Raw genomic sequence first — 19501 nt, 5'->3', positions numbered from 1 at the left:
GGCGACACCGGGCGGCGGTAGCGCACCTCCGGCACGGGCACCCCGTCCACGACATCGGTCTCCTGCGCACCGTCCGGCACGAAACCGGCCCGCTCGTAGAACCGCCGGGCGCGGACGTTGTCCCGCAGCACCCACAGGCACAGCGCGCCGAAGCCGGCCGCCCGCGCCCGCTCCAGCACCCGCTCCGTCAGGGCGCGGCCGACACCGGTCCCGATGCGCTCCGGGGCGACGTACAGGGCGCGGACCTCCCCCATGGGACCGGTGAGGCCGGGCTCCCGGGCCGGGCCCAGGCACGCCCAACCGACCACCTCGCCGCCGTCCTCCGCGACCAGATCGGTGACCCCCTCCGGCCGCAGCGCGCACCGCGTGCGGTGCCGCCCGGCGTCCTCCGCGACGCTCAGCGCCTCCAGATGCGCCCGCGGCATCAACCCGTCGTACGCCGCCCGCCAGCCCCGCACCCGCACCGACGCCACCGCCTCGGCGTCGGCCGGTGTCATCTCCCGTATGCGCACCCGCGCCGTTGATCCGTTCATGACCGGAGGCTAGGTGCCCCAGGTGGTGACCGCACGCAAAAAAATACGCGCCACGGACCCTCGCGGCGGCTGTGCCGAAGCCCTCCGTACGGGCGGTCGGCAGGGCTAGTGTCATGAGTGACCGGCACCGGGTATCGGCGTGGGGGACGTGGATGATCGAGTTGGCCAGTGTGATCAGGGACCTGCGGGCGGAGTTGGAGCAGGCGGTCGTCGCGGCGGAGGGTGAGGCGCTGCGCTTCGAGTTGGGGACGATCGATCTGGAACTGTCGGTCGCGCTGGAGCGGACCGGGCACGCGGAGGCGAAGGTACGGTTCTGGGTGGTCGAGTCCGGCGCGGACGCGGCGGTGAACGCCACCTCGACACAGACGATCAAACTGGCTCTGCGGCCGGCCCTCGAAGGATCGCCCCACCCGCCGTTCGTCTCCGGCCGCGCCGGCCGGAACGAGCAATGAGCACGCCGGGAGCACCCGGACCGGACGAACTCGACGTACGGCGCGTCGTCCAGGTCGTCATCACCCGGCGCGGGGGCGAGCAGTGGCGAGGATCGGGTTACCGCGTGAGCGGGGACGCGGTACTCACCGCCGCGCACGTGGTGCGGGACGCGGTCTCGGTCACGCTGCGCTTCCTCACCGAGGACGGTGAGGTCATGGAGGTGTCCGGCGAGCCGGAGCCTTTGTGGGAGGACTCCGACGTCGATGTCGCGGTCCTCAAGATCCCGGACGACGCGGGCGGCGGTGGGCTCCGTGCGGCCGAGGTCCCGCCGGTGCGGTTCGGCCTCATCACCCGGCCCGTGGACTGCCAGACGCTGGGGTTCCCCAAGTTCAAGTTACGCCCCGACCTCGCGTCGTCGGAGCTCAACAGGGCCGGGTGGTACCGGGATTCCCACCACGCGCAGGGCACGACCACGCCGTGGGCGGACCTGCGCACGGGCACCCTGGAGATCTCCGTGGGCGCCCCGGGACCCGACCCGGAGGGCCGTTCCCCGTGGGAGGGGATGTCGGGAGCCGCGGTGTGGAGCGGCGGCTGCCTGATCGGAGTGGTCAGCGCGCATCACCTCACCGACGGAGCCGGCAGGCTTACGGCGAGCCGGGTGCAACGCTGGTACAAACGCCTTCCCCAGGAACAGATCGATGAACTGGGCGAGCTGATCGGCCTGCCGGCCCGCGCCGTCCACCTCACGCGGCTCCCACCGCCGCCGCCCCACCCACCGCCGGCGGAGGACGACCCGGTCGAGGCCCTCGCCGGCGAGGTGTCCAGGCAGTGGCGCAAGGAGGAGGAGCGGCGGCGGGTGCACGACCCGTTCCCGCTCCCCGTGCGCTTCCGGTGCACCGAACGGGACATCCTCGACAACTGGGCCAACATTCGCAGGCTTCCGCGCCGGACGGCCGCGGAGCCCCTCCCGCTGGACGGCGAACTCGACCAGATCGTGGACGCGTACACCTCCGTCCCGTCCTATCGGCTGGTGGTGCTCGGCGAGGCCGGGTCGGGCAAGTCGATCCTGACCCTGCGTTTCCTCGTCGACTGGCTCGATGCCCGCACCCCCGGCGACCGGGTACCGGTGATCTTCGGCCTGGCTTCCTGGGACCCGGCCGCGACATCGCTGCGCGACTGGATGTGCGCCCAGCTCGTCCGTGACCACCCCTTCCTCGCGGCTCCGGCCGCGCGCGGCGGCAGCCTGGCCCGCCTCCTGGTCGACACCGGCAAGATCCTGCCCGTCCTCGACGGCTTCGACGAGATCCCCAGCGGCCTGCACGACAGCGCGCTCACCGCGCTCAACCGGGCCACCACCATGCCGCTGCTGCTCACCAGCCGCCCCGGCGAATACGCCAGGGCCGTCGACGACTCCGACGTGCTCACCGCCGCCGCGGTCGTCGAGCTGGAGGGCCTCACCGTGGACGACTACGCCGACTACCTGGTGCGCGCCAGCCGGACGGTCAGGCGCGATGGCGCGGACCGTACGGTATGGGACGCCGTCCTGGCCCGGTTGCGCGAGGGACCCCGCACCCCGGGCACGGCGAACCTCGCCGGGGTCCTCACCACCCCGCTGATGGTCTCCCTGGCCCGCACCATCTACAGCGACGCTCCCGGACGCGACCCCGGAGAGCTGCTGCGCTTCGCCACGCCCGAGGCCCTTCAGGACCATCTCCTGGCCGCGTTCGTCCCCGCCGTCTACCACCCCGCGCCGCACGACGGCCGTGACGGCGACGGCCCCCGCCACCACCGCCCCTGGACGGCCCGGCAGGCCCAGCACTGGCTCGGCCATCTCGCCGCGCACCTGGAGCAACTCGGGACCCATGACCTCGCCTGGTGGCAACTGGGCACCACGATGCGCCGTTCTTCGCGCATGCTCGTGATCGGGTTCCTCGCCGGGATGGCCCTGGGGGTGCCGACCGGGATCGGGAACCTGCCCGTGGACCTGGCCGCGACCGGGCACGGACTCGGGTTCGCGAGCGTGCGGGGGCTGCTGGTTCTGCTCCTGCACGGACTGGTGGCCGGGGTGGTGTTCGGATTCGTGTACGAGTTCGCGCCCAGAGGGGCGGCCTCCAAACCGTCGACCCTGCGCATACAGATCTTCGGTGAGACCCGGCGCAACGGTGGCGAGATCGCCCGGAGATTCCTGCTGGGGCTCGTGTTCGGGGTGCCGTGCGCGGTCGCGCTGGAACTCATGGACCGATGGATCGTCGGACCGCTGGGATTCGACGACGGACTCGGCGGCGGGCTCAGAGGGGCTCTGCTGTTCCCGCTGGAAATCGGTTTCGGTGCCGGAACGGCGCTTGCCGTCATGGCGTGGCTCGAAACTCCCGTCGACACCACATCCGCCATCAGCGCCTCGGACCTGTTGAGGACGAACCGCAAGAACGCATTCGTCCATATGCTCGTATGGCTGCTCGTGCTCGGGGTCCCGGCCGGTATCGCCATCGGCCTCACGCCCGGCCACGTGGGCGGTTTCGCGTCCGGGCCTGTGCTCGGGCTGCTGGCCGGGCTCGTCTTCGGGATTCAGGGCGCTTTCGGGGGCGGGCTCGGGTACGGGCTGAGTTTCACCGCTTGGGGTCAGTGGGTGGCCCTGTCGCGTATGTGGTTGCCGCTGACCGGACGTCTTCCCTGGGCCGTGATCGCATTCCTGGACGACGCCCATGACCGAGGGGTGCTCCGCAAGGCCGGCGCCGTCTACCAATTCCGCCACGCCCGTCTTGAGGCCCACTTGGCGCACGTCCACAGGGCGCGCCAGGAAAGCGCCGGCCGCCGGGTTCACCCGATCGGCGGGCCGGGAACCATGGGAGAGGGGAAGGACGTCGCCACGGACACCGGGACATCCGGCAGGCGTTGACCGACGAATATCGCGCCTGCTCACACTGACGGGGGTCAACTCATGAGCACCAGGAACAGTTCGGGAAGGCCAAGGGCGAGGTTCGCCCTCGGAACCATGACGGCAGCGGCAGCCGTGGTCGGATGCGTGGGCTTTCCCGGGGCCGGCACCGCGTCCGCGCACCCGGTTTCGAGCACGCGGAATTACACCTGCTCAGCTTTCGGGGTCAGCCGGTCCGTCCCGATGGAGATCCACGCGGATATCCCGGATTCGGTCGCGGTCGGCAGGCCCAGCCCCGCATTCGCGTTCGACGCGAGGACGACGGTGAGCAAGGACCTCACCCACATCCTCCACACACTCCTCGGGGATCTGAAGTCCGTTGAGGGCACGGTGGACACAAAGGTCGAACTGCGGTCGCAGCAGGGAAACTCCACGGTCCCCGTGCGCCTCGGCATCAACAAGGTCACCGTTCCCGGGTCCGACCGCGCCTTCGCCGTCACCGCGACCGGCACCGCCCCCTCCCGCACGTTCCGCGAGCCGGGCACCGTGCGGATCGCCGTCGGCGACCTCACCCTGACGCTCGTCGGGAAGCGGGCGAACGGCACCTCCCTGGGCCAGATCACCCCTTCGTGCAAGCTCGATGCCCATCAGCCGCCCGTCATCGGCTCGTTCACGATCAAAGAGGCAGGGGCGCCGACCGGCGCACCCGCACCCGGCACCGCAGGCACGGGCACCACGACCGGTTCTGCCTCCGCCGGGGCGTCGGCCGCTTCGCCGCCCCGTGCCGGTGCCCATGTGCGGGGCACTACCGCGGCGACCGGCCAGGACACCCAGGACCTGATGCTGCTGGCCGCCGGCACTCTCGGCGCGGGCTGCGGCGCCCTCCTCATCGGCTCGCGTCTCAAGCGCCGCCGCCGCGCGTGACGGCCGGCGTCCGGCGGCCGCCCCGCCGAGCGGGCGAGACGCGGCGGCGCACCTGGCCGCCGGGGCGGTGAGGCGGGCGCGGAGGTCTTCCAGGGGCGGGCTTGACCTTGTCACTGGTGACAGGGTTCGAGACTCCCGGCATGGAGAACACCACGGAAACCACCGCAACCACCACGGCCACCGAACCCGCGCCGAGCGGCCCCTCCGGCGCTCCCCCGGAGCGCCCGGTGGTCGTCGTCACCGGGGCCGGTACGGGGATCGGGCGTGCCACCGCCCGTGCCTTCGCGGCCCGAGGGGGGCGGGTGATCGCCGTGGGGCGGCGGGCCGCGCCGCTGGAGGAGACCGCGCGGGGGTACGGGACGCCGGGGGAGGGCGGCGGCGCGGGAGGGGCGGTGGGCACCGTCCTGCCGTACCCCGCCGACATCACCGCCGACGGCGCGGCCGAGGCGATCGTGCGCCGGGCCGTGAGCGCCCACGGACGGTTGGACGTGCTGGTCAACAATGCCGGGATCGTGGCGGGCGGAGCACTCGACACGCTCACCACGGACCGGATCGCGCCTCAACTGGCGACGAACCTGCTCGCCCCGGTGGCGCTCACCCGGGCGGCGCTGCCCGAACTGGCCCGGAGCGGCGGTGTGGTGGTCAACATCAGTACCTCCATCGGGCAGCGCGGCTGGCCGGGGAACGCGTTCTACGCGGCGACCAAGGCGGCCCTCGACACCCTCACCCGCAGCTGGGCCGTGGAACTGGCGCCCCGCGGCATCCGCGTCGTCGGCGTCGCCCCCGGCGCCGTCGACACCCCGATCGGCGTGCACCAGGGGCTGACGCCCGAGCGGCTGGCGGCCGTGCGGGAGTGGCAGCTCGCGCACACCCCGCTGGGCCGGGTCGGCCGCCCCGAGGAGATCGCCCGCGCGGTACTGCACCTGGCCGGGCCCGAGGCGTCGTTCGTCACGGGAGTGATCCTGCCGGTCGACGGGGGAGCGGCGGTGGCGTGAGCCGGCCCGCACGGCACGGGCCCGCCCTGGTACAACCGGGGCCGGAGGTGGGAGAGATGCGGATCGGGGAACTGGCGCGGAGCACGGGGACCTCGCCGAGGGCGTTGCGCCACTACGAGCGGGAGGGGCTGATCGCCTCGTGCCGGACGCCGAACGGCTACCGCGAGTACGACGGGGGGACGGTCGTACGGGTGCGCAACATCCGTCATCTTCTGGACTCCGGACTCACGCTCGCCGACGTCCGCTGCTTCACCTCGTGCCTGGACGGCGACATGACCACGGCGACGCCGTCCCCCGAGGGCCTGCGCGTCGCCCGGGAACGGCTCGCCGTGATCGACGCCCGTCTCGCCGCGCAGACGGCGGCCCGGGACCGGTTGGCACGCGCCCTGGCCGCGGTGTCCGTGCCGGAGGGCTGACACCGGCGGCCCCGCGAACCCCGGTCAGATCAGGGTCAGCTGCGTCGGTCCGGTCGCCGGCGTGTGCTCCGCCTCCGGGCGGGACGGGGGCGGGACGCGGCGGGCCGTTCCCGAACGGGCCGGGCCGATGCCGTACTCCGCGGCCAGTTCGTGGACCTGGCGGGTGATCCGGCGCTGGTACCAGGTCGGCGCGTAGGTGCCGCCGGCGTACATCCGCTCGTAGCGGCGGACCAGGTGCGGGTGGTGCCGGGCGAGCCAGGACAGGAACCACTCGCGGGCGCCGGGCCGCAGATGCAGGACGAGCGGGGTGACCGAGCCGGCGCCCGCCTCGGCGAGGGCGCGGACCGTGGCCCGGAGCTGGTCCGGCCCGTCCCCGAGGAACGGGATCACCGGGGCCATCAGCACCCCGCAGGGGATGCCGTGTGCGGTGAGGGTGCGCACCACGTCCAGGCGGCGCTCCGGGGCGGGGGTGCCCGGTTCGACGGTGCGCCACAGCTCGCGGTCGAGGAAGCCGACCGAGACGCAGATGCCGACGTCGGTGACGGCGGCGGCCTGCCGCAGCGGTTCCAGGTCGCGGAGGATCAGGGTGCCCTTGGTGAGGATGGAGAACGGGTTGGCCCGCTCGCGCAGCGCCGCGATGATGCCGGGCATCAGCGCGTACCGGCCCTCGGCCCGCTGGTAGCAGTCGACGTTGGTGCCCATCGCGATGTGGTCGCCGCGCCAGCGGGGCGCGGCGAGTTCCCTGCGCAGCAGTTCGGGGGCGTTGACCTTGACGACGATCTGGGAGTCGAAGCCGGTGCCGGTGTCGAGGTCCAGATAGGCGTGCGTTCTGCGGGCGAAGCAGTAGACGCAGGCGTGGCTGCATCCGCGGTACGGGTTCACCGTCCATTCGAACGGCATTCGTGAGGCGCCCGGTACGCGGTTGAGCAGGGAGCGGGCGCGTACCTCGTGGAAGGTGATCCCGCGGAACTCCGGGGTGTCGAACGTACGGCTGACGACGTCGGTGCCGAAGAGGGCCGACGGGCCCTCGCCCAGGTTGTCCCAGCGCATGGTGCCTCCTTCCGGGTCTGCCGGGGCGTCCGGGGCCCCGCGGCCGTGTCGTGGGTCCGCCGGGCCGCCGTTCCGGCTCCTGCCGTCCTCACGAAAACCGATAATAGAACAGATGTTCCCTTATCGCCCGGTGGCCCGGATTTGGGCGCGCCGCCCCGGGGTGGTTGGCTTGGCGGCACACCGCAGGACCGGCGGCGAGTACTGGAGGAAGACACACATGGCGCAGGTCGAGGCCACCACGCAGCGTGAGATCGCGGCGGACCCGGAGGACGTGTTCGACGCGATCGCCGACTACACCGGCACCCGCCGGAAGCTGCTGCCCGAGCAGTTCAGCGAGTACGAGGTCCGTGAGGGCGGCGACGGCAAGGGCACCCTCGTCCACTGGAAGCTCCAGGCCACCAGCAAGCGGGTGCGCGACTGCCTGCTGGAGGTCGACGAGCCGGGCGACGGCGAACTGGTGGAGAAGGACCGCAACTCCTCCATGGTGACCACCTGGGTCGTCACCCCCGCGGGAGAGAAGCGCGCCCGGGTCGTCGTCACCACCACCTGGCAGGGCGCGACCGGCATCGGCGGCTTCTTCGAGAGGACCTTCGCGCCCAAGGGCCTCGGCCGGATCTACGACACGATCCTCGCCAACCTCGCCGCCGAGATGGAGAAGTGAGCGGGACCGACCGAGGATGCGGGCCGCCCACGGGACCTCCCGGGGCGGCCCTTCGCACGTTCCGTCCGTACCACCCCGCTCGGCCGCCCGGGTGGTCCTCGGCGGGTCGCGGGAGTTCCTGAGCCGCGCGCCCGGCGCGCCGGGCCACCGCGGGAACCGGCCGGAGAAGATCGCGAATCGGCCTGCGCCGCGCCTCCTCTTCACGGAATGCCCCCCCGCGCCCCCACCCTCCGGCCGTACCGTGGGGGCGGTGGCGCACGACCGGTGGACGAAGGAGCGACCGCCCATGGAAGGTGGCCCCTCGCGCCGCGACGGACCGGCGGACGCGGCAGCGCCCGCGCCGGAGGACGCGCTGACCGGGGACGTACCGCTCGCCGCCGCGGTGGCGGACGCCCGCGGCCGCGTCACCCACTGGAACGAGGACGCCCGCGCCCTCTTCGGCGTCCCCCGCGAACGGGCGCTCGGCAGCGCCGTCGCGGACCTGCTGCCGGTGGCCGGCGCCTGCGGCGCCACGGAGGAGGACGAGGACCCCGGCGGTCCGGATGAGCGGGCGCTGTGCCCGTCGGCGGGCCGCGCCCGGATGCCCGGCGCCGGACCCTACGCCCTGGACGTGCTGTGGTGGGCGTACCCGCTCGCCGGTCCGGACCCCTGCCGTCTGCTCGTCCTCGCCGCGGACGCGGCCCCCCTGGACACCGCGCCGTGCTGTACGGACCGTCAACACCATGCCGCTGGCAGGCCGTGCGGGACCCCGCACCCGTGGACGATGCCGGCCTTCGTCCCCGTCCTGGCCCCGCCCGGCGGCCCCGGGGACCCGGAGCGCCGGCTGCCGGAACTCCTCCCCGGCCTCGGCCCGCGCGACTGCGCCCGCGTCGCCGCCCAGGTGCGGGTCTACGGCGCTCCCGCGTGGCAGAGCCCGGTCGGCCGACAGGGATGAGGAGGGCCGCCGCCCCGTACGGCGGGTGCGGGACGCGGTCCCTTCAGCGCCGGTGGCAGTGGAAGATGCCCCAGGTCAGCAGGCCGCTCCGGGCCGCTTCCACCCACAGCGGAAGGTTCTCCAGCAGGCGCTCCACGTAGGCGGGGCTGACGGGGCCGCGCGGGTCGGCGGCGAGGCGTTCGGTCTCCTCGGTGAGACGGGTGTAGTGGGTCGTGACCTGGCTCGTGTGGTCGTCGAAGTCGATGTGCGTCAGCCCGAGGGCGGCGAGCCGCTGCCGGTAGAAGGACGGGGTGGCGAACGACTCGATCTCCATACGGGACAGGACGGTGTGCAGCGCGGCGGGCGGGGTGCCGTCGGCCGCCATCACATCGGTGAAGACCAGATCGCCGTCGGGGGCGAGGACCCGGACGGCCTCGCCGAGCAGCGCCGGACGGTCACCGCTGTGGCAGAACGCCTCCTGGGACCAGACGACGTCGAACCGGCCGTCGGGGAAGGGGATGTCCTGGAACGAGCCGGTGACCACCTCGATGAGGCCGTCCAGTCCGCGTGCGGCGTTGACCTGGCGGTGCCGCTCGTTCTGGCGCTCGCTGATGTTGAGGGCCACGACCCGGCAGCCGAAGCGTTCCGCGAGATAGCGGGCGGGTCCGCCGAAGCCGGAGCCCAGGTCCAGCACCGTCCGTCCGGGGCCGAGCCGGCCGGCGACCTTGTCCGCGGCGCGCTCCTCGGTCCTGCGTGAGGCGTCCGCGACGGCCTCGTGGGCGTGGGCGTAGATGCCGGTGTGGATGTCCTCGCCGCCCCACACGGTCTCGTAGAACCCGTCGACATCGCTCGTCCCGTAGTAGGCGCGTGCCGTCTCCGCGGCGCGTGCCGCGCTCTCCCGACTCATCATGGTCGCCCCTGTTCGTTCGGTTTCGCACGGATTCATCCCCCGCGGCGGCCACGCTATCGGCATCTCCCGGAGAGATCATCAGCACGATTTCGGCCAGCGGACCCCGGGCGTACGAGGCCCCCGTTGCGCCGTACGGCCGCGCGCCGGACGGATGCGGCCGTCCGTGCCGCCCGACCGGCAGGAGCGGACCGGAACAGGGAGACGGAACAAGATCCTTGTCTCCGGCGGGTGAGGGCTGAGAGTGTTGCTCACTGTTCCTGGGGACGGATATCAGCCGGCTGATGTCACGCGCCTGCGGCGTAGCGCCTCCCACCTTGCGAGACGACGGGACGACATGAAGATCCTCATCAGTGCGGACATGGAGGGCGCCACCGGCGTGACCTGGCCCGCGGACGTACTGCCCGGCACGCCCCAATGGGAGCGCTGCCGCCATATGTTCACCTCCGACGTCAACGCGGCGGTCGTCGGGTTCTTCGAAGGCGGCGCGGACGAGGTCCTCGTCAACGAGGCGCACTGGACCATGCGGAACCTGCTGCTGGAACAGCTCGACGAACGCGTCCAGATGCTCACCGGCCGGCACAAGGCGCTGAGCATGGTCGAGGGCGTCCAGCACGGCGACGTCGACGGCATCGCCTTCGTCGGCTACCACACCGGCGCCGGCACCGAGGGCGTCCTCGCCCACACCTTCCTCGCCAACTCCCTCACCGGTGTCTGGGTGAACGGCGAGCGCGCCAGCGAGGGCCGCCTCAACTCCCTGGTGGTCGCCGAGTACGGCGTACCGGTCGTCCTGGTCACCGGCGACGACCGCACCTGCCAGGACGCCCTCACCTACGCCCCGCAGGCCCTCGGCGTGCCCGTCAAGGACTATGTCTCGCGCTACGCCGCGGTCTGCCGGCCACCGGCCCGCACCGCCGCCGACATCCGGGCCGCGGCCCGCAAGGCGGCCTCCCTCGCGGTGCGTCACGAACCGGTCGCCGCGGGCCCGTTCCGGGTGGAGATGGAGTTCGACGCCGAGCACCTGGCCGGCGCGGCCACCGTCGTCCCGGGCGTGGAGCGCTGCGGTGAGCGCCGCGTCGCCTACACCAGCCAGGACATGTACGAGGGCATCCGCTGCTTCAAGGCCGTCACCACCGTCGTCTCGAACGCCGTGGAGGAGCAGTATGGCTGAGCAGGACACCGGGAACGGACCGGTCGACCAGCAGGCGCTGGACGAGGTCGTCCGCTTCACCTCCGACCTCATCCGCATCGACACCACCAACAGCGGCGACGGCACCTGCCGGGAACGCCCCGCCGCCGAGTACGTCGCCGAGCAGCTGACCGGCGCGGGCCTCGAACCGGCCTTGCTGGAACGCGTCCCCGGCCGCACCAATGTCGTCGCCCGCATCGAGGGCCGCGACCCGACGGCCGACGCCCTCCTCGTCCACGGCCACCTCGACGTGGTGCCCGCCGAACCCGCCGACTGGACCGTGCACCCCTTCTCCGGCGAACTGCGCGACGGCGTGGTCTGGGGCCGCGGCGCCGTCGACATGAAGAACATGGACGCGATGATCCTGGCGGCCGTCCGCCGCTGGGCCCGCGACGGCGTCCGCCCCCGCCGCGACATCGTGCTGGCCTTCACCGCCGATGAGGAGGCCAGCGCCGAGGACGGCTCCGGCTTCCTCGCCGACCGGCACGCCGCCCTCTTCGACGGCTGCACCGAGGGCATCAGCGAATCCGGCGCCTTCACCTTCCACGCCGACGGGCGGCGCCTGTACCCCGTCGCCGCCGGCGAGCGCGGCACCGCCTGGCTGCGGCTGACCGCCCACGGGCGGGCGGGACACGGCTCCAAGGTCAACCGCGCCAACGCCGTCAGCCGGCTGGCCGCCGCCGTCTCCCGGATCGGCGAGCACACCTGGCCGCTGCGCCTCACCCCCACCGTCCGCGCTGCCCTGGGCGAACTCGCCGCCCTCTACGGCGTCGACGCCGACCCCGGGGCGCCGGGCTTCGACGCCGACCTCCTGCTCGACAAGCTCGGGGCCGCCCGGGCCCTGGTGGAGCCGACCCTCCGCAACAGCACCAACCCGACGATGCTGGACGCCGGCTACAAGGTCAACGTCATCCCCGGCAGCGCCGTCGCCCATGTCGACGGACGCGTCGTACCCGGCGGCGAGGACGAGTTCCGCACCACCCTCGACCGGCTCACCGGACCTGATGTCACCTGGGAGTACGCCCACAAGGAGGTCGCGCTCCAGGCCCCCGTCGACGCACCGTTGTTCGGCGCGATGCGGCGCGCCCTGGAACGGTTCGACCCGCAGGGGCACGTCGTGCCGTACTGCATGTCGGGCGGCACCGACGCCAAGCAGTTCTCCCGCCTCGGCATCACCGGCTACGGCTTCTCCCCGCTCAAGCTCCCCGAGGGCTTCGACTACCAGGCCCTGTTCCACGGGGTCGACGAGCGGGTGCCGGTGGAGGCGCTGCACTTCGGCGTCCGCGTACTCGACGATTTCCTGCGACAGGCGTAAGACACGGTGAACCGGTGACCGGCGGCCAGCCCGCCACGGTCCCGGCCGGTGAAGGAGGAACATCCAGCATGGTGACCACGGCCCCCTACGGAACGTGGAAGTCCCCGGTCGACGCCGCCACCGTCGCCGCCCACGACGGCCGCCCGGCGTTCGTCGGCGTGGTCGGCGAGGAGGTCTGGTGGACCGCGCCCCGCCCGGCCGAGGGCGGACGGCGGGCCCTGGTGCGCCGGCGGGTGGACGGCACCGAGGAATCGGTACTGCCCGCCCCCTGGAACGTCCGCAACCGGGTGCTGGAGTACGGCGGCCAGCCCTGGGCCGGCACGGTCACCGACGACGGGCCGCTGGTCGTCTTCAGCCACTTCGACGACCAGCGGCTGTACGCCTGGGAGCCGGAGAGCGGCGCGGAGCCCCGCCCGCTCACCCCGCTGTCCTCCGTCGGCGGCGGGCTGCGCTGGGCCGACCCGGTGCCGCGACCGGAGCGCGGCGAGGTGTGGTGCGTCCTGGAGGAGTTCACCGGCGAGGGGCCCACCGACGTCCGACGGGTGATCGCCGCCGTGCCGCTGGACGGCTCCGCCGCCGGCGACCGCACAGCCGTCCGGGAACTGAGCGACGACCGGCACCGGTTCGTCACCGGCCCCCGGCTCTCCCCGGACGGCCGCCGCGCCACCTGGCTCGCCTGGGACCACCCCCGGATGCCGTGGGAGGGAACCCTGCTGATGCTCGCCGAGATCTCCGGCGCGGACGGCCGGGAGGAGTTCACCGCCGTCCGGGCCGTCGCCGGTGACCTGGGCCCCGCCACCCCGGACGGCGGCGGCGCCGGCGAGTCCGTCTGCCAGGTGGAGTGGGCCGCCGACGGCACCCTGCTGTACGTCACCGACCGCGGCGGATGGTGGGAACCGTACCGCCTCGACCCCGACGGCACGGCGCCGGCGCGTCCCCTGTGCGCCTCGCGGCAGGAGGAGTTCGGCGGGCCGCTGTGGAACGTCGGATCGCGCTGGTTCCTGCCGCTGGAGAGCGGCAACCTCGCGGTGATCCACGGGCGGGGCGCCACCGCCCTCGGCATCCTCGACCCCGTCACCGGCGACCTCGTCGACGCCGCGGGCCCCTGGACGGAATGGGCGCCCTCCCTCGCCGTGCACGGCAGCCGCGTCATCGGCGTCGCCGCGGGCCCCCACAGCTCCTACGAGATCGTCGAACTGGACACCTGTACCGGGCGGTCCCGGGTGATCGCCGCCCGCCACACCGACGCCGTCGACCCCGCCTACCACCCCCGGCCCGAGGCCCGCACCTTCACCGGCCCCGACGGACGCGAGATCCACGCCCACCTGTACCCCCCGCACAACCCCGACCACACCGCCCCCGAGGGCGAACTGCCCCCGTACGTCGTGTGGGCGCACGGCGGCCCCACCGGCCGCGCCCCCCTCGTCCTCGACCTGGAGATCGCCTACTTCACCTCGCGCGGCATCGGCGTCGCCGAGGTCAACTACGGCGGCTCGACCGGCTACGGGCGCGAGTACCGCGAGCGGCTGCGGGGCCGGTGGGGCGTCGTGGACGTCGAGGACTGCGCCGCCGTCGCCCGCGCGCTGGCCGACGAGGGCACCGCCGACCGCGCCCGGCTCGCCGTCCGCGGCGGCAGCGCCGGAGGCTGGACCACCGCCGCCTCCCTGACCTCCACCGACCTCTACGCCTGCGGCACGATCATCTACCCCATCCTCGACCTCGCGGGCTGGGCGACCGGCGAGACCCATGACTTCGAGTCGCAGTACCTGGTGTCGCTGGTCGGCTCCCTCGACGAGGTCCCCGACCGCTACCGCGACCGCTCGCCCCTGCACCGCGCCGACCGGATCACCGCGCCGTTCCTGCTGCTCCAGGGACTCGACGACGTGATCTGCCCGCCCGCGCAGTGCGACCGCTTCCTCGACCGGGTCGCCGGTTCCGGGATACCGCACGCCTATCTCGCGTTCGAGGGCGAGGGCCACGGCTTCCGCAGACACGACACCATCGTCCGCGCCGTGGAGGCGGAACTCGCCCTCTACGCCCGGACGTTCGGCCTCGACCGCGCCGACGCCGAACCGCTGGAGCTGAGGCGGTGAGCGCCACCACGGGCGTCCGGCCGCCGCGGCTGAGGCCGGGTGACCGGGTCGCGGTCGTCGCCCCCAGCGGCCCCGTCGCGCCCGAACGCCTCGACCGCGGACTGGACATCCTGCGCGGCTGGGACCTCGACCCGGTCCTCACCCCGTCGGCGCGCGGCACCCACCGCGCCCTGCCGTACCTCGCCGCCACGGACGAGGACCGCGCCGCCGACCTCCAGCGGGCCTGGTGCGACCCCGGCATCGCCGCCGTGTTCGCGGCCCGCGGCGGCTACGGCGCCCAGCGGATGACCGACCTGCTCGACTGGGACGCCGTCCGCGCCGCACCGCCCAAACCGCTCGTCGGGTTCAGCGACATCACCGCGCTGCACGAGGCGTTCGCCCTGCGGGCGGGCGTGGCCACCCTGCACGGGCCGGCCGTCGCGGGCGAGGTCTTCCTCAAGGACGAACCGACCCGCGAACATCTGCGCCGTACCCTCTTCGCCCCCAAGACGGCGCGCACCGTCCGGGCCCTGGACGGCGCGTACGGGGGCGCGCTGGTGCCGGGCCGGGCCCGTGGCGTCACCCTCGGCGGCTGTCTGACCCTGCTCGCCTCCGAACTCGGCACCCCGCACGCCCGCCCCGGGGCGGCCGGCGGACTGCTGCTCCTGGAGGACGTGGCGGAACCCCCGTACCGCGTCGACCGGGCGCTCACCCAACTCCTGCGCGCCGGCTGGCTGGACGGCGTCGCCGGAGTCGTCCTCGGCTCCTGGGCACGGTGCGGCCCGTACCCCGAGGTGCGCGAGGTGCTGGTGGACCGGCTGGGCGGGCTGGGCATACCGGTGGCCGAGGAGTTCGGCTTCGGCCACGGCGACCGCGCGCTCACGGTGCCGCTCGGGGTCCCGGCCGAACTCGACGCCGACGCGGGCACGCTGACCTTCGAGGAACCGGCACTGCGCTGAACGACCGGGGGAGGGAGCCGTACGGACGTCATCCCCGGGTGACGTCCGGTCACCTCCCGTCCCCCGACCGCCCCTCGTCCGGCCCGCCCGCCACACCCATGACGCCGTGCGTTGACAGTGCCGCGGCCCGTGTCCCAGCATGAGCGCGCCCTCACCCCGACTGCCCGGTACGAGCAGGTCCGTTCCCCGCGGAGGTCGTCGTGCCCAGTGTGTCCCGAGCCGGCTCCCGATCCCTCACCCCCACCCGGCCCGCGCTGCGCGCGGCCCTCGCCACGGTGGCCGGGGCGGCGCTGACCGCGCCCCTGATGCTCGCCCCCGCCCGCGCCGCAGCCTCGGACGTCCCGTACACGGTCCACCCGCTCCGGGTGACCGTCCGGGCCGGTGACCGCGACTGCGCCGTCGACGCCGACCTCTACCGCCCGGTGGGCGCCGACGCCGCCCACCGGGCACCCGCCGTGCTGACGACCAACGGCTTCGGCGGCAGCAAGTCCGACAGCGCGACCGCCCCCACCGCCATGGCGCTCGCCCGGCACGGCTATGTCGTCCTGGCCTACTCCGGGCTGGGCTTCGGCGCCTCCGGCTGCCCGATCTCGCTGGACGCCCCGCGGCCCGACGGGACGGCGGCGAGCGCCCTGATCGACGTCCTGGCGGGGGCCAGGGCCGCCGACGACGGCACCCGCGTCGACTACGTCACCCTGGACGGCCCCCGCGACCCCCGCGTCGGCATGATCGGCGGCTCCTACGGCGGGGCCGTCCAGTTCGCCACCGCCGCCACCGACCACCGCGTCGACGCCCTGGTGCCCCTCATCACCTGGAACGACCTCACCTACTCCCTCGACCCCGACAATGTCGTCGGCACCCGGGACGAGCCGCTGCCCGGGGCGTACAAGTTCCAGTGGACGAACGGTTTCTTCCTGCTGGGGGAGTCGCAGGGACTGCTGAGCCCCGGCCTCGACCCCTCGCGCACGGGCGGCGCCGGATGCCTGCACTTCACCGCCCCGGCGTGCGAGACCAAACGCCTGCTGGACTCGGGCCGCTACCCGCGAGAACGCACCCACCGGGTGATGGCGTACACCCGGGGCATCTCCCCCGTCTCGCACCTGGCGTCGGTCACCGCGCCGACCCTGCTGGTCCAGGGGCAGGCCGACAGCCTCTTCAACCTCAACGAGGCGATCGCCACCTACCGGGCCCTGACCGCCCGCGGCACCGAGACCAGGATGATCTGGCAGTCCTGGGGACACAGCGGCGGCGCGAAGGACCCGGCGCCCGGCGAACTCGACCTCGCCGAGGGCAACCTGGACACCAGCTACGTCGGCCGCCGCGTCCTCGCCTGGTTCGACCGCCATCTGCGCCACCGCCCCACGGCCGCCGGCCCCGCCTTCGCCTACTACCGCGACTGGGTGACCGGCGGACCGGCCTACGCCACCGCACCCGCCTACCCCGCGGGCACCACGCGCAGGCTCTACCTCTCCGGGGACGGCACCCTCGTCGACCGCCGGAGCGAGGTCACCCCGGGCAGCCGGGAATACCGCAACCTGCTGGTGCCCACGAGCCATTCGGAGAGGTCGGTGGCCGGACTGCTGGGACTGACGGACCCCGCGCCGTACGACCTCAAGGGGACCCATCTGGGCTGGACGTCCGCACCCGTGACGGGGCGTCCGCTGGACGTGGCGGGCGTGCCCCGGGTGACGCTGAGGGTCGTCTCGCCCGCGACCGAACGCGTACAGCGCTCGTCCGACGCGGCCGACCGCCTCGTGCTCTTCGTGAAGCTCTACGACGTGGCGCCGGACGGCGGGACGACGCTGGTGCACCGGCTGGTGTCCCCGGCCCGGGTGCCCGATGTGACGCGGAGGTTCACCGTGGCGCTCCCCGGCCTCGTGCACCGGTACGAGCCCGGCCACCGCCTGCGCTTCGTCGTCGCCGCCAGCGACGACGCCTATGTGGGCAACCAGGACGTCAGGCCCGTGACGATCACCAGCGCGCCCGGGGACACCGGCGTCCTGGAACTGCCCGTCGTCCAGGGGACGGTGCCGTAGCGGAGGGCCGCCACGGGGCCCGGGCCCCTCGCCCGGGCCCGCGTGCCGTCAGTCCTCCTCCAGCGAGATGGCGCCCACCGGGCAGGCACGGACGGCCTCCTTGACCAGCGGGTCGCCCGCGCCGTCCTCACGGCCGGGCAGCAGCGCGCTGTAGCCGTCGTCGTCCTGGGTGAACACCCCCGGCGCGGTCAGGGCGCACTGCCCGGCGCCGATACAGACATCAGTGTCAATGGCGATCCGCATACCGGACCCCTTTCCTCGGTCGGTGTCCCACGGTGCTACCAGGTCAGCGGCAGTTCAACCATCCCCTGCAATGTGTCGCCCGGCTTGAAGGGGATCTCCTCGGCCGGGCGGGCGAGCCGCAGCCCCGGTATCCGCGCGAACAGGGAGCGCAGCGCGATCTCCAGTTCGGCACGGGCGAGGTTCTGCCCCAGGCACTGGTGGATGCCGAAGCCGAACGCGACATGGTGGCGGGCGGAGCGGTGCCAGTCCAGGGTGTCCGGCGAGGGGTACACCGACGCGTCGCGGTTGATGAGGGAGGCGGGCAGCACCACCCCGTCGTCGGCCCGGATGGTTTGCCCGCAGACCTCGATGTCCTCCGTCGCCACCCGCAGCAGGCCGTCGGCGATCGACAGGAACCGCAGCAGCTCCTCGACGGCGGCCGGCACCAGGCTCTCGTCGGCCCGCAGCTGGGCCAGCTGTTCGGGGTGCTCCAGCAGGGTGAACGTGCCCAGGGAGATCATGTTGGCGGTGGTCTCGTGCCCCGCGACCAGCAGGATCATCGCGAGCCTGACCAGCTCGTCGCGCTCGACCGCGCCGGTGCGCAGCCGGTCGCGGACCAGGTCGTCCAGCAGGCCCTCGCCCGGGGTCCGTTCCTTGCGGCCGATCAGCCCGGAGAGGTAGTCCTCCAGCCGCCGCCGTCCGGTGTCCACCTCGTCCGCCGTACGGCTCTGGAGGAGGCGGCGGGACTCCTCCTCGAAGAACTCGTGGTCGGCGTAGGGCACGCCCAGCAGCGAGCAGATCACCATCGACGGGACCGGCAGCGCGAACGCCCGCACCAGCTCGGCCGGCGGGCCCTCGGCGAGCATCGTGTCGAGGAGGCCGTCGACGATGCGCTGGATCTCCGGGCGCATCGCCGCGACCCTCTTGAGGGTGAACGCGGGGATCAGCATCCGGCGCTGCGCGTTGTGCTCGGGGTCGTCCACGCCCAGCAGCGGGGAGCTGCGCTCGGTCCTGGCCGACCGGGCGAAGCGCTCGACGGAGATCGGGAACGCCGGGTTCTGCCGGTCGGAGGAGAGCCGCGGGTCGGTCAGCAGCGCCCGGGCCTCGGCGTGGCCGGTCACCGCCCAGACCGTGCGGCCGTCGTAGAAGGTGACGCGGGTGAGCGGGGCCTCGTCCCGCAGCGGCCGGTAGGCGGCCGGCGGGTGGTAGGGACAGGAACGGGCCTGCGGGTACGGGACCGGGGCGGCCGTGGCCCGGGCCTCGGGTGCGGTCAAGTCGGACAAGGGTGCCTCCCTGGCGAGGGGCTGGACTGCCCCGTACGGACCGGGTGGCGCGGTGGTGCCCGACGTGCTGCGCGTACCCGGCCGCTCGGGGCCCGGAGGACTCATCTGCTCGGCGTGCGTGACCTGTTCGCCGTATACAACGCCCGCCGGGCCCGCCGCGTTCCCCGTTCCGCCGCCTCGTCCGTGCTTTCGCGTCGCCGCAGGCCGGGAGGTGATTCCGGGCAGGGGGCGGCATTCCGCCGCGGGCGGGGTGCCGCCCCCTCCGTGCCCGGCGTGGCACTCGGTGCCACACTGCTTGTATGGTGCAACGACAGTCTGGTGCAACGGAGCAGGCATGGGCGGCGCTCGGCGGCGCCCCGGAGGCGACCGCGGCCGTCCGCCACGAGGGACCGCCCGGCCCGCTGGACGCCCGCCTCCCCGTCGGGGAACTGGCCCGCGCCACCGTCGCGGTCTGCGCCCTCGCCGCCGCCGAACTCACCGCCCACCGCACCGGACGCCCGCTGCCCGGCGTCCGCGTCGACGGCGGCGCGGTGGCCACCGCCTTCGTCAGCGAACGCCATCTGCGGGCCGACGGCCGCGCCGCCTCCACCTTCGCCCCGCTCTCCCGTTTCTGGCGCACCGCCGACGGATGGGTGCGCACCCACGCCAACTACCCCCACCACCGCGCCCGGTTGCTGCACGCCCTCGGCCTGCCCGGCACGGCGGGCCCCGAGGACGTC

The 19501-nt window shown here is 73.7% G+C and carries 17 protein-coding genes and 1 pseudogene; 13 read left to right on the top strand and 5 right to left on the bottom strand.

Features of this window, described 5'->3' with window-relative positions; all coding sequences use genetic code 11:
* Nucleotides 1-533, bottom strand: a 533-nt coding sequence (locus tag AC51EU_RS14835; RefSeq protein WP_496267377.1) for a GNAT family N-acetyltransferase, incomplete at its 3' end; no start/stop codon positions are given.
* A 152-nt stretch (nt 534-685) separates the two neighbouring features.
* On the opposite strand from AC51EU_RS14835, the gene AC51EU_RS14830 reads away from it, so the two are divergent.
* The 5 genes from AC51EU_RS14830 to AC51EU_RS14810 all read left to right on the top strand — a co-directional run bounded on the left by AC51EU_RS14830 (nt 686) and on the right by AC51EU_RS14810 (nt 6175).
* A complete protein-coding gene (locus AC51EU_RS14830) occupies nt 686-985 on the top strand; it encodes a trypco2 family protein (RefSeq protein WP_496267376.1) in 300 nt (99 codons plus the stop codon).
* Complete coding sequence (locus AC51EU_RS14825) at nt 982-3861, top strand: NACHT domain-containing protein (RefSeq protein WP_496267375.1); 2880 nt, start codon at nt 982-984, stop codon at nt 3859-3861. Before AC51EU_RS14830 ends, AC51EU_RS14825 begins: the two co-directional genes overlap by 4 nt.
* 42 nt (nt 3862-3903) lie before the next feature.
* Nucleotides 3904-4764, top strand: a complete 861-nt coding sequence (locus tag AC51EU_RS14820) for a DUF6801 domain-containing protein (RefSeq protein WP_496267374.1) — start codon at nt 3904-3906, stop codon at nt 4762-4764.
* A gap of 140 nt (nt 4765-4904) precedes the next feature.
* Entirely contained in the window at nt 4905-5759 is an 855-nt protein-coding gene (locus AC51EU_RS14815; protein ID WP_496267373.1) for an SDR family NAD(P)-dependent oxidoreductase, read from the top strand.
* A gap of 56 nt (nt 5760-5815) precedes the next feature.
* Nucleotides 5816-6175, top strand: a complete 360-nt coding sequence (locus AC51EU_RS14810) for a MerR family transcriptional regulator (RefSeq protein ID WP_496267372.1) — start codon at nt 5816-5818, stop codon at nt 6173-6175.
* A gap of 24 nt (nt 6176-6199) precedes the next feature.
* On the opposite strand, the gene AC51EU_RS14805 is transcribed toward AC51EU_RS14810, so the two are convergent.
* Nucleotides 6200-7225: an Rv2578c family radical SAM protein gene (locus AC51EU_RS14805; RefSeq protein ID WP_496267371.1), complete on the bottom strand. Its 1026-nt coding sequence runs from the start codon at nt 7223-7225 to the stop codon at nt 6200-6202.
* Between the two features lie 217 nt (nt 7226-7442).
* On the opposite strand from AC51EU_RS14805, the gene AC51EU_RS14800 reads away from it, so the two are divergent.
* Entirely contained in the window at nt 7443-7886 is a 444-nt protein-coding gene (locus AC51EU_RS14800) for an SRPBCC family protein (protein WP_496267370.1), read from the top strand.
* Between the two features lie 286 nt (nt 7887-8172).
* Nucleotides 8173-8820, top strand: a complete 648-nt coding sequence (locus AC51EU_RS14795; RefSeq protein WP_496267369.1) for a PAS domain-containing protein — start codon at nt 8173-8175, stop codon at nt 8818-8820.
* Nucleotides 8821-8863: 43 nt separating this feature from the next.
* Here the strand turns inward: AC51EU_RS14795 and AC51EU_RS14790 are convergent, their stop codons facing one another.
* Nucleotides 8864-9709 carry an SAM-dependent methyltransferase gene (locus tag AC51EU_RS14790; RefSeq protein ID WP_496267368.1) on the bottom strand — a complete coding sequence of 282 codons (846 nt, stop codon included), beginning with the start codon at nt 9707-9709 and terminating at the stop codon, nt 8864-8866.
* 334 nt (nt 9710-10043) lie between these two features.
* Between AC51EU_RS14790 and AC51EU_RS14785 the strand changes: the two genes are divergently transcribed.
* The 5 genes from AC51EU_RS14785 (at nt 10044) to AC51EU_RS14765 (ending at nt 17277) form a co-directional block, all read left to right on the top strand.
* Nucleotides 10044-10877, top strand: coding sequence for a M55 family metallopeptidase (locus tag AC51EU_RS14785; protein ID WP_496267367.1), 834 nt, complete (start codon nt 10044-10046; stop codon nt 10875-10877).
* Nucleotides 10870-12210 carry a M20/M25/M40 family metallo-hydrolase gene (locus tag AC51EU_RS14780; protein WP_496267366.1) on the top strand — a complete coding sequence of 447 codons (1341 nt, stop codon included), beginning with the start codon at nt 10870-10872 and terminating at the stop codon, nt 12208-12210. The genes AC51EU_RS14785 and AC51EU_RS14780 overlap by 8 nt, the downstream gene beginning before the upstream one ends.
* Before the next feature lie 68 nt (nt 12211-12278).
* Complete coding sequence (locus tag AC51EU_RS14775) at nt 12279-14303, top strand: prolyl oligopeptidase family serine peptidase (RefSeq protein WP_496267365.1); 2025 nt, start codon at nt 12279-12281, stop codon at nt 14301-14303.
* On the top strand, nt 14300-15241 hold the full coding sequence (locus tag AC51EU_RS14770; RefSeq protein ID WP_496267364.1) for a S66 peptidase family protein: 942 nt from the start codon (nt 14300-14302) through the stop codon (nt 15239-15241). Before AC51EU_RS14775 ends, AC51EU_RS14770 begins: the two co-directional genes overlap by 4 nt.
* A gap of 305 nt (nt 15242-15546) precedes the next feature.
* Entirely contained in the window at nt 15547-17277 is a 1731-nt protein-coding gene (locus AC51EU_RS14765; protein WP_496267378.1) for an alpha/beta fold hydrolase, read from the top strand.
* A gap of 48 nt (nt 17278-17325) precedes the next feature.
* Here AC51EU_RS14765 and AC51EU_RS14760 read toward each other — a convergent pair whose 3' ends face one another.
* The gene (locus AC51EU_RS14760; RefSeq protein ID WP_496267363.1) at nt 17326-17520 is read right to left on the bottom strand and encodes a ferredoxin; all 195 of its coding nucleotides are present in this window, start codon (nt 17518-17520) and stop codon (nt 17326-17328) included.
* 35 nt (nt 17521-17555) lie between these two features.
* A complete protein-coding gene (locus tag AC51EU_RS14755) occupies nt 17556-18782 on the bottom strand; it encodes a cytochrome P450 (RefSeq protein WP_496267362.1) in 1227 nt (408 codons plus the stop codon).
* A 299-nt stretch (nt 18783-19081) separates the two neighbouring features.
* Here AC51EU_RS14755 and AC51EU_RS14750 point away from each other — a divergent pair.
* Nucleotides 19082-19501: pseudogene (locus tag AC51EU_RS14750) on the top strand (CoA transferase); the annotation flags it as partial.

The sequence above is a fragment of the Candidatus Streptomyces philanthi genome (genome assembly GCF_059553635.1).
Note: the sequence above shows the minus strand (reverse complement) of the source record. Positions and strands in the feature narration are given on the sequence as shown.

Excerpts from the sequence above, each read along its gene's own strand:
- AC51EU_RS14785 (WP_496267367.1), top strand. The coding sequence starts at position 10,044 with ATGAAGATCCTCATCAGTGCGGACATGGAGGGCGCCACCGGCGTGACC.
- AC51EU_RS14760 (WP_496267363.1), bottom strand. The coding sequence starts at position 17,520 with ATGCGGATCGCCATTGACACTGATGTCTGTATCGGCGCCGGGCAGTGC.
- AC51EU_RS14800 (WP_496267370.1), top strand. The coding sequence starts at position 7,443 with ATGGCGCAGGTCGAGGCCACCACGCAGCGTGAGATCGCGGCGGACCCG.
- AC51EU_RS14815 (WP_496267373.1), top strand. The coding sequence starts at position 4,905 with ATGGAGAACACCACGGAAACCACCGCAACCACCACGGCCACCGAACCC.
- AC51EU_RS14765 (WP_496267378.1), top strand. The coding sequence starts at position 15,547 with ATGCTCGCCCCCGCCCGCGCCGCAGCCTCGGACGTCCCGTACACGGTC.
- AC51EU_RS14775 (WP_496267365.1), top strand. The coding sequence starts at position 12,279 with ATGGTGACCACGGCCCCCTACGGAACGTGGAAGTCCCCGGTCGACGCC.
- AC51EU_RS14790 (WP_496267368.1), bottom strand. The coding sequence starts at position 9,709 with ATGATGAGTCGGGAGAGCGCGGCACGCGCCGCGGAGACGGCACGCGCC.
- AC51EU_RS14830 (WP_496267376.1), top strand. The coding sequence starts at position 686 with ATGATCGAGTTGGCCAGTGTGATCAGGGACCTGCGGGCGGAGTTGGAG.
- AC51EU_RS14780 (WP_496267366.1), top strand. The coding sequence starts at position 10,870 with ATGGCTGAGCAGGACACCGGGAACGGACCGGTCGACCAGCAGGCGCTG.
- AC51EU_RS14820 (WP_496267374.1), top strand. The coding sequence starts at position 3,904 with ATGAGCACCAGGAACAGTTCGGGAAGGCCAAGGGCGAGGTTCGCCCTC.
- AC51EU_RS14795 (WP_496267369.1), top strand. The coding sequence starts at position 8,173 with ATGGAAGGTGGCCCCTCGCGCCGCGACGGACCGGCGGACGCGGCAGCG.
- AC51EU_RS14810 (WP_496267372.1), top strand. The coding sequence starts at position 5,816 with ATGCGGATCGGGGAACTGGCGCGGAGCACGGGGACCTCGCCGAGGGCG.
- AC51EU_RS14805 (WP_496267371.1), bottom strand. The coding sequence starts at position 7,225 with ATGCGCTGGGACAACCTGGGCGAGGGCCCGTCGGCCCTCTTCGGCACC.
- AC51EU_RS14825 (WP_496267375.1), top strand. The coding sequence starts at position 982 with ATGAGCACGCCGGGAGCACCCGGACCGGACGAACTCGACGTACGGCGC.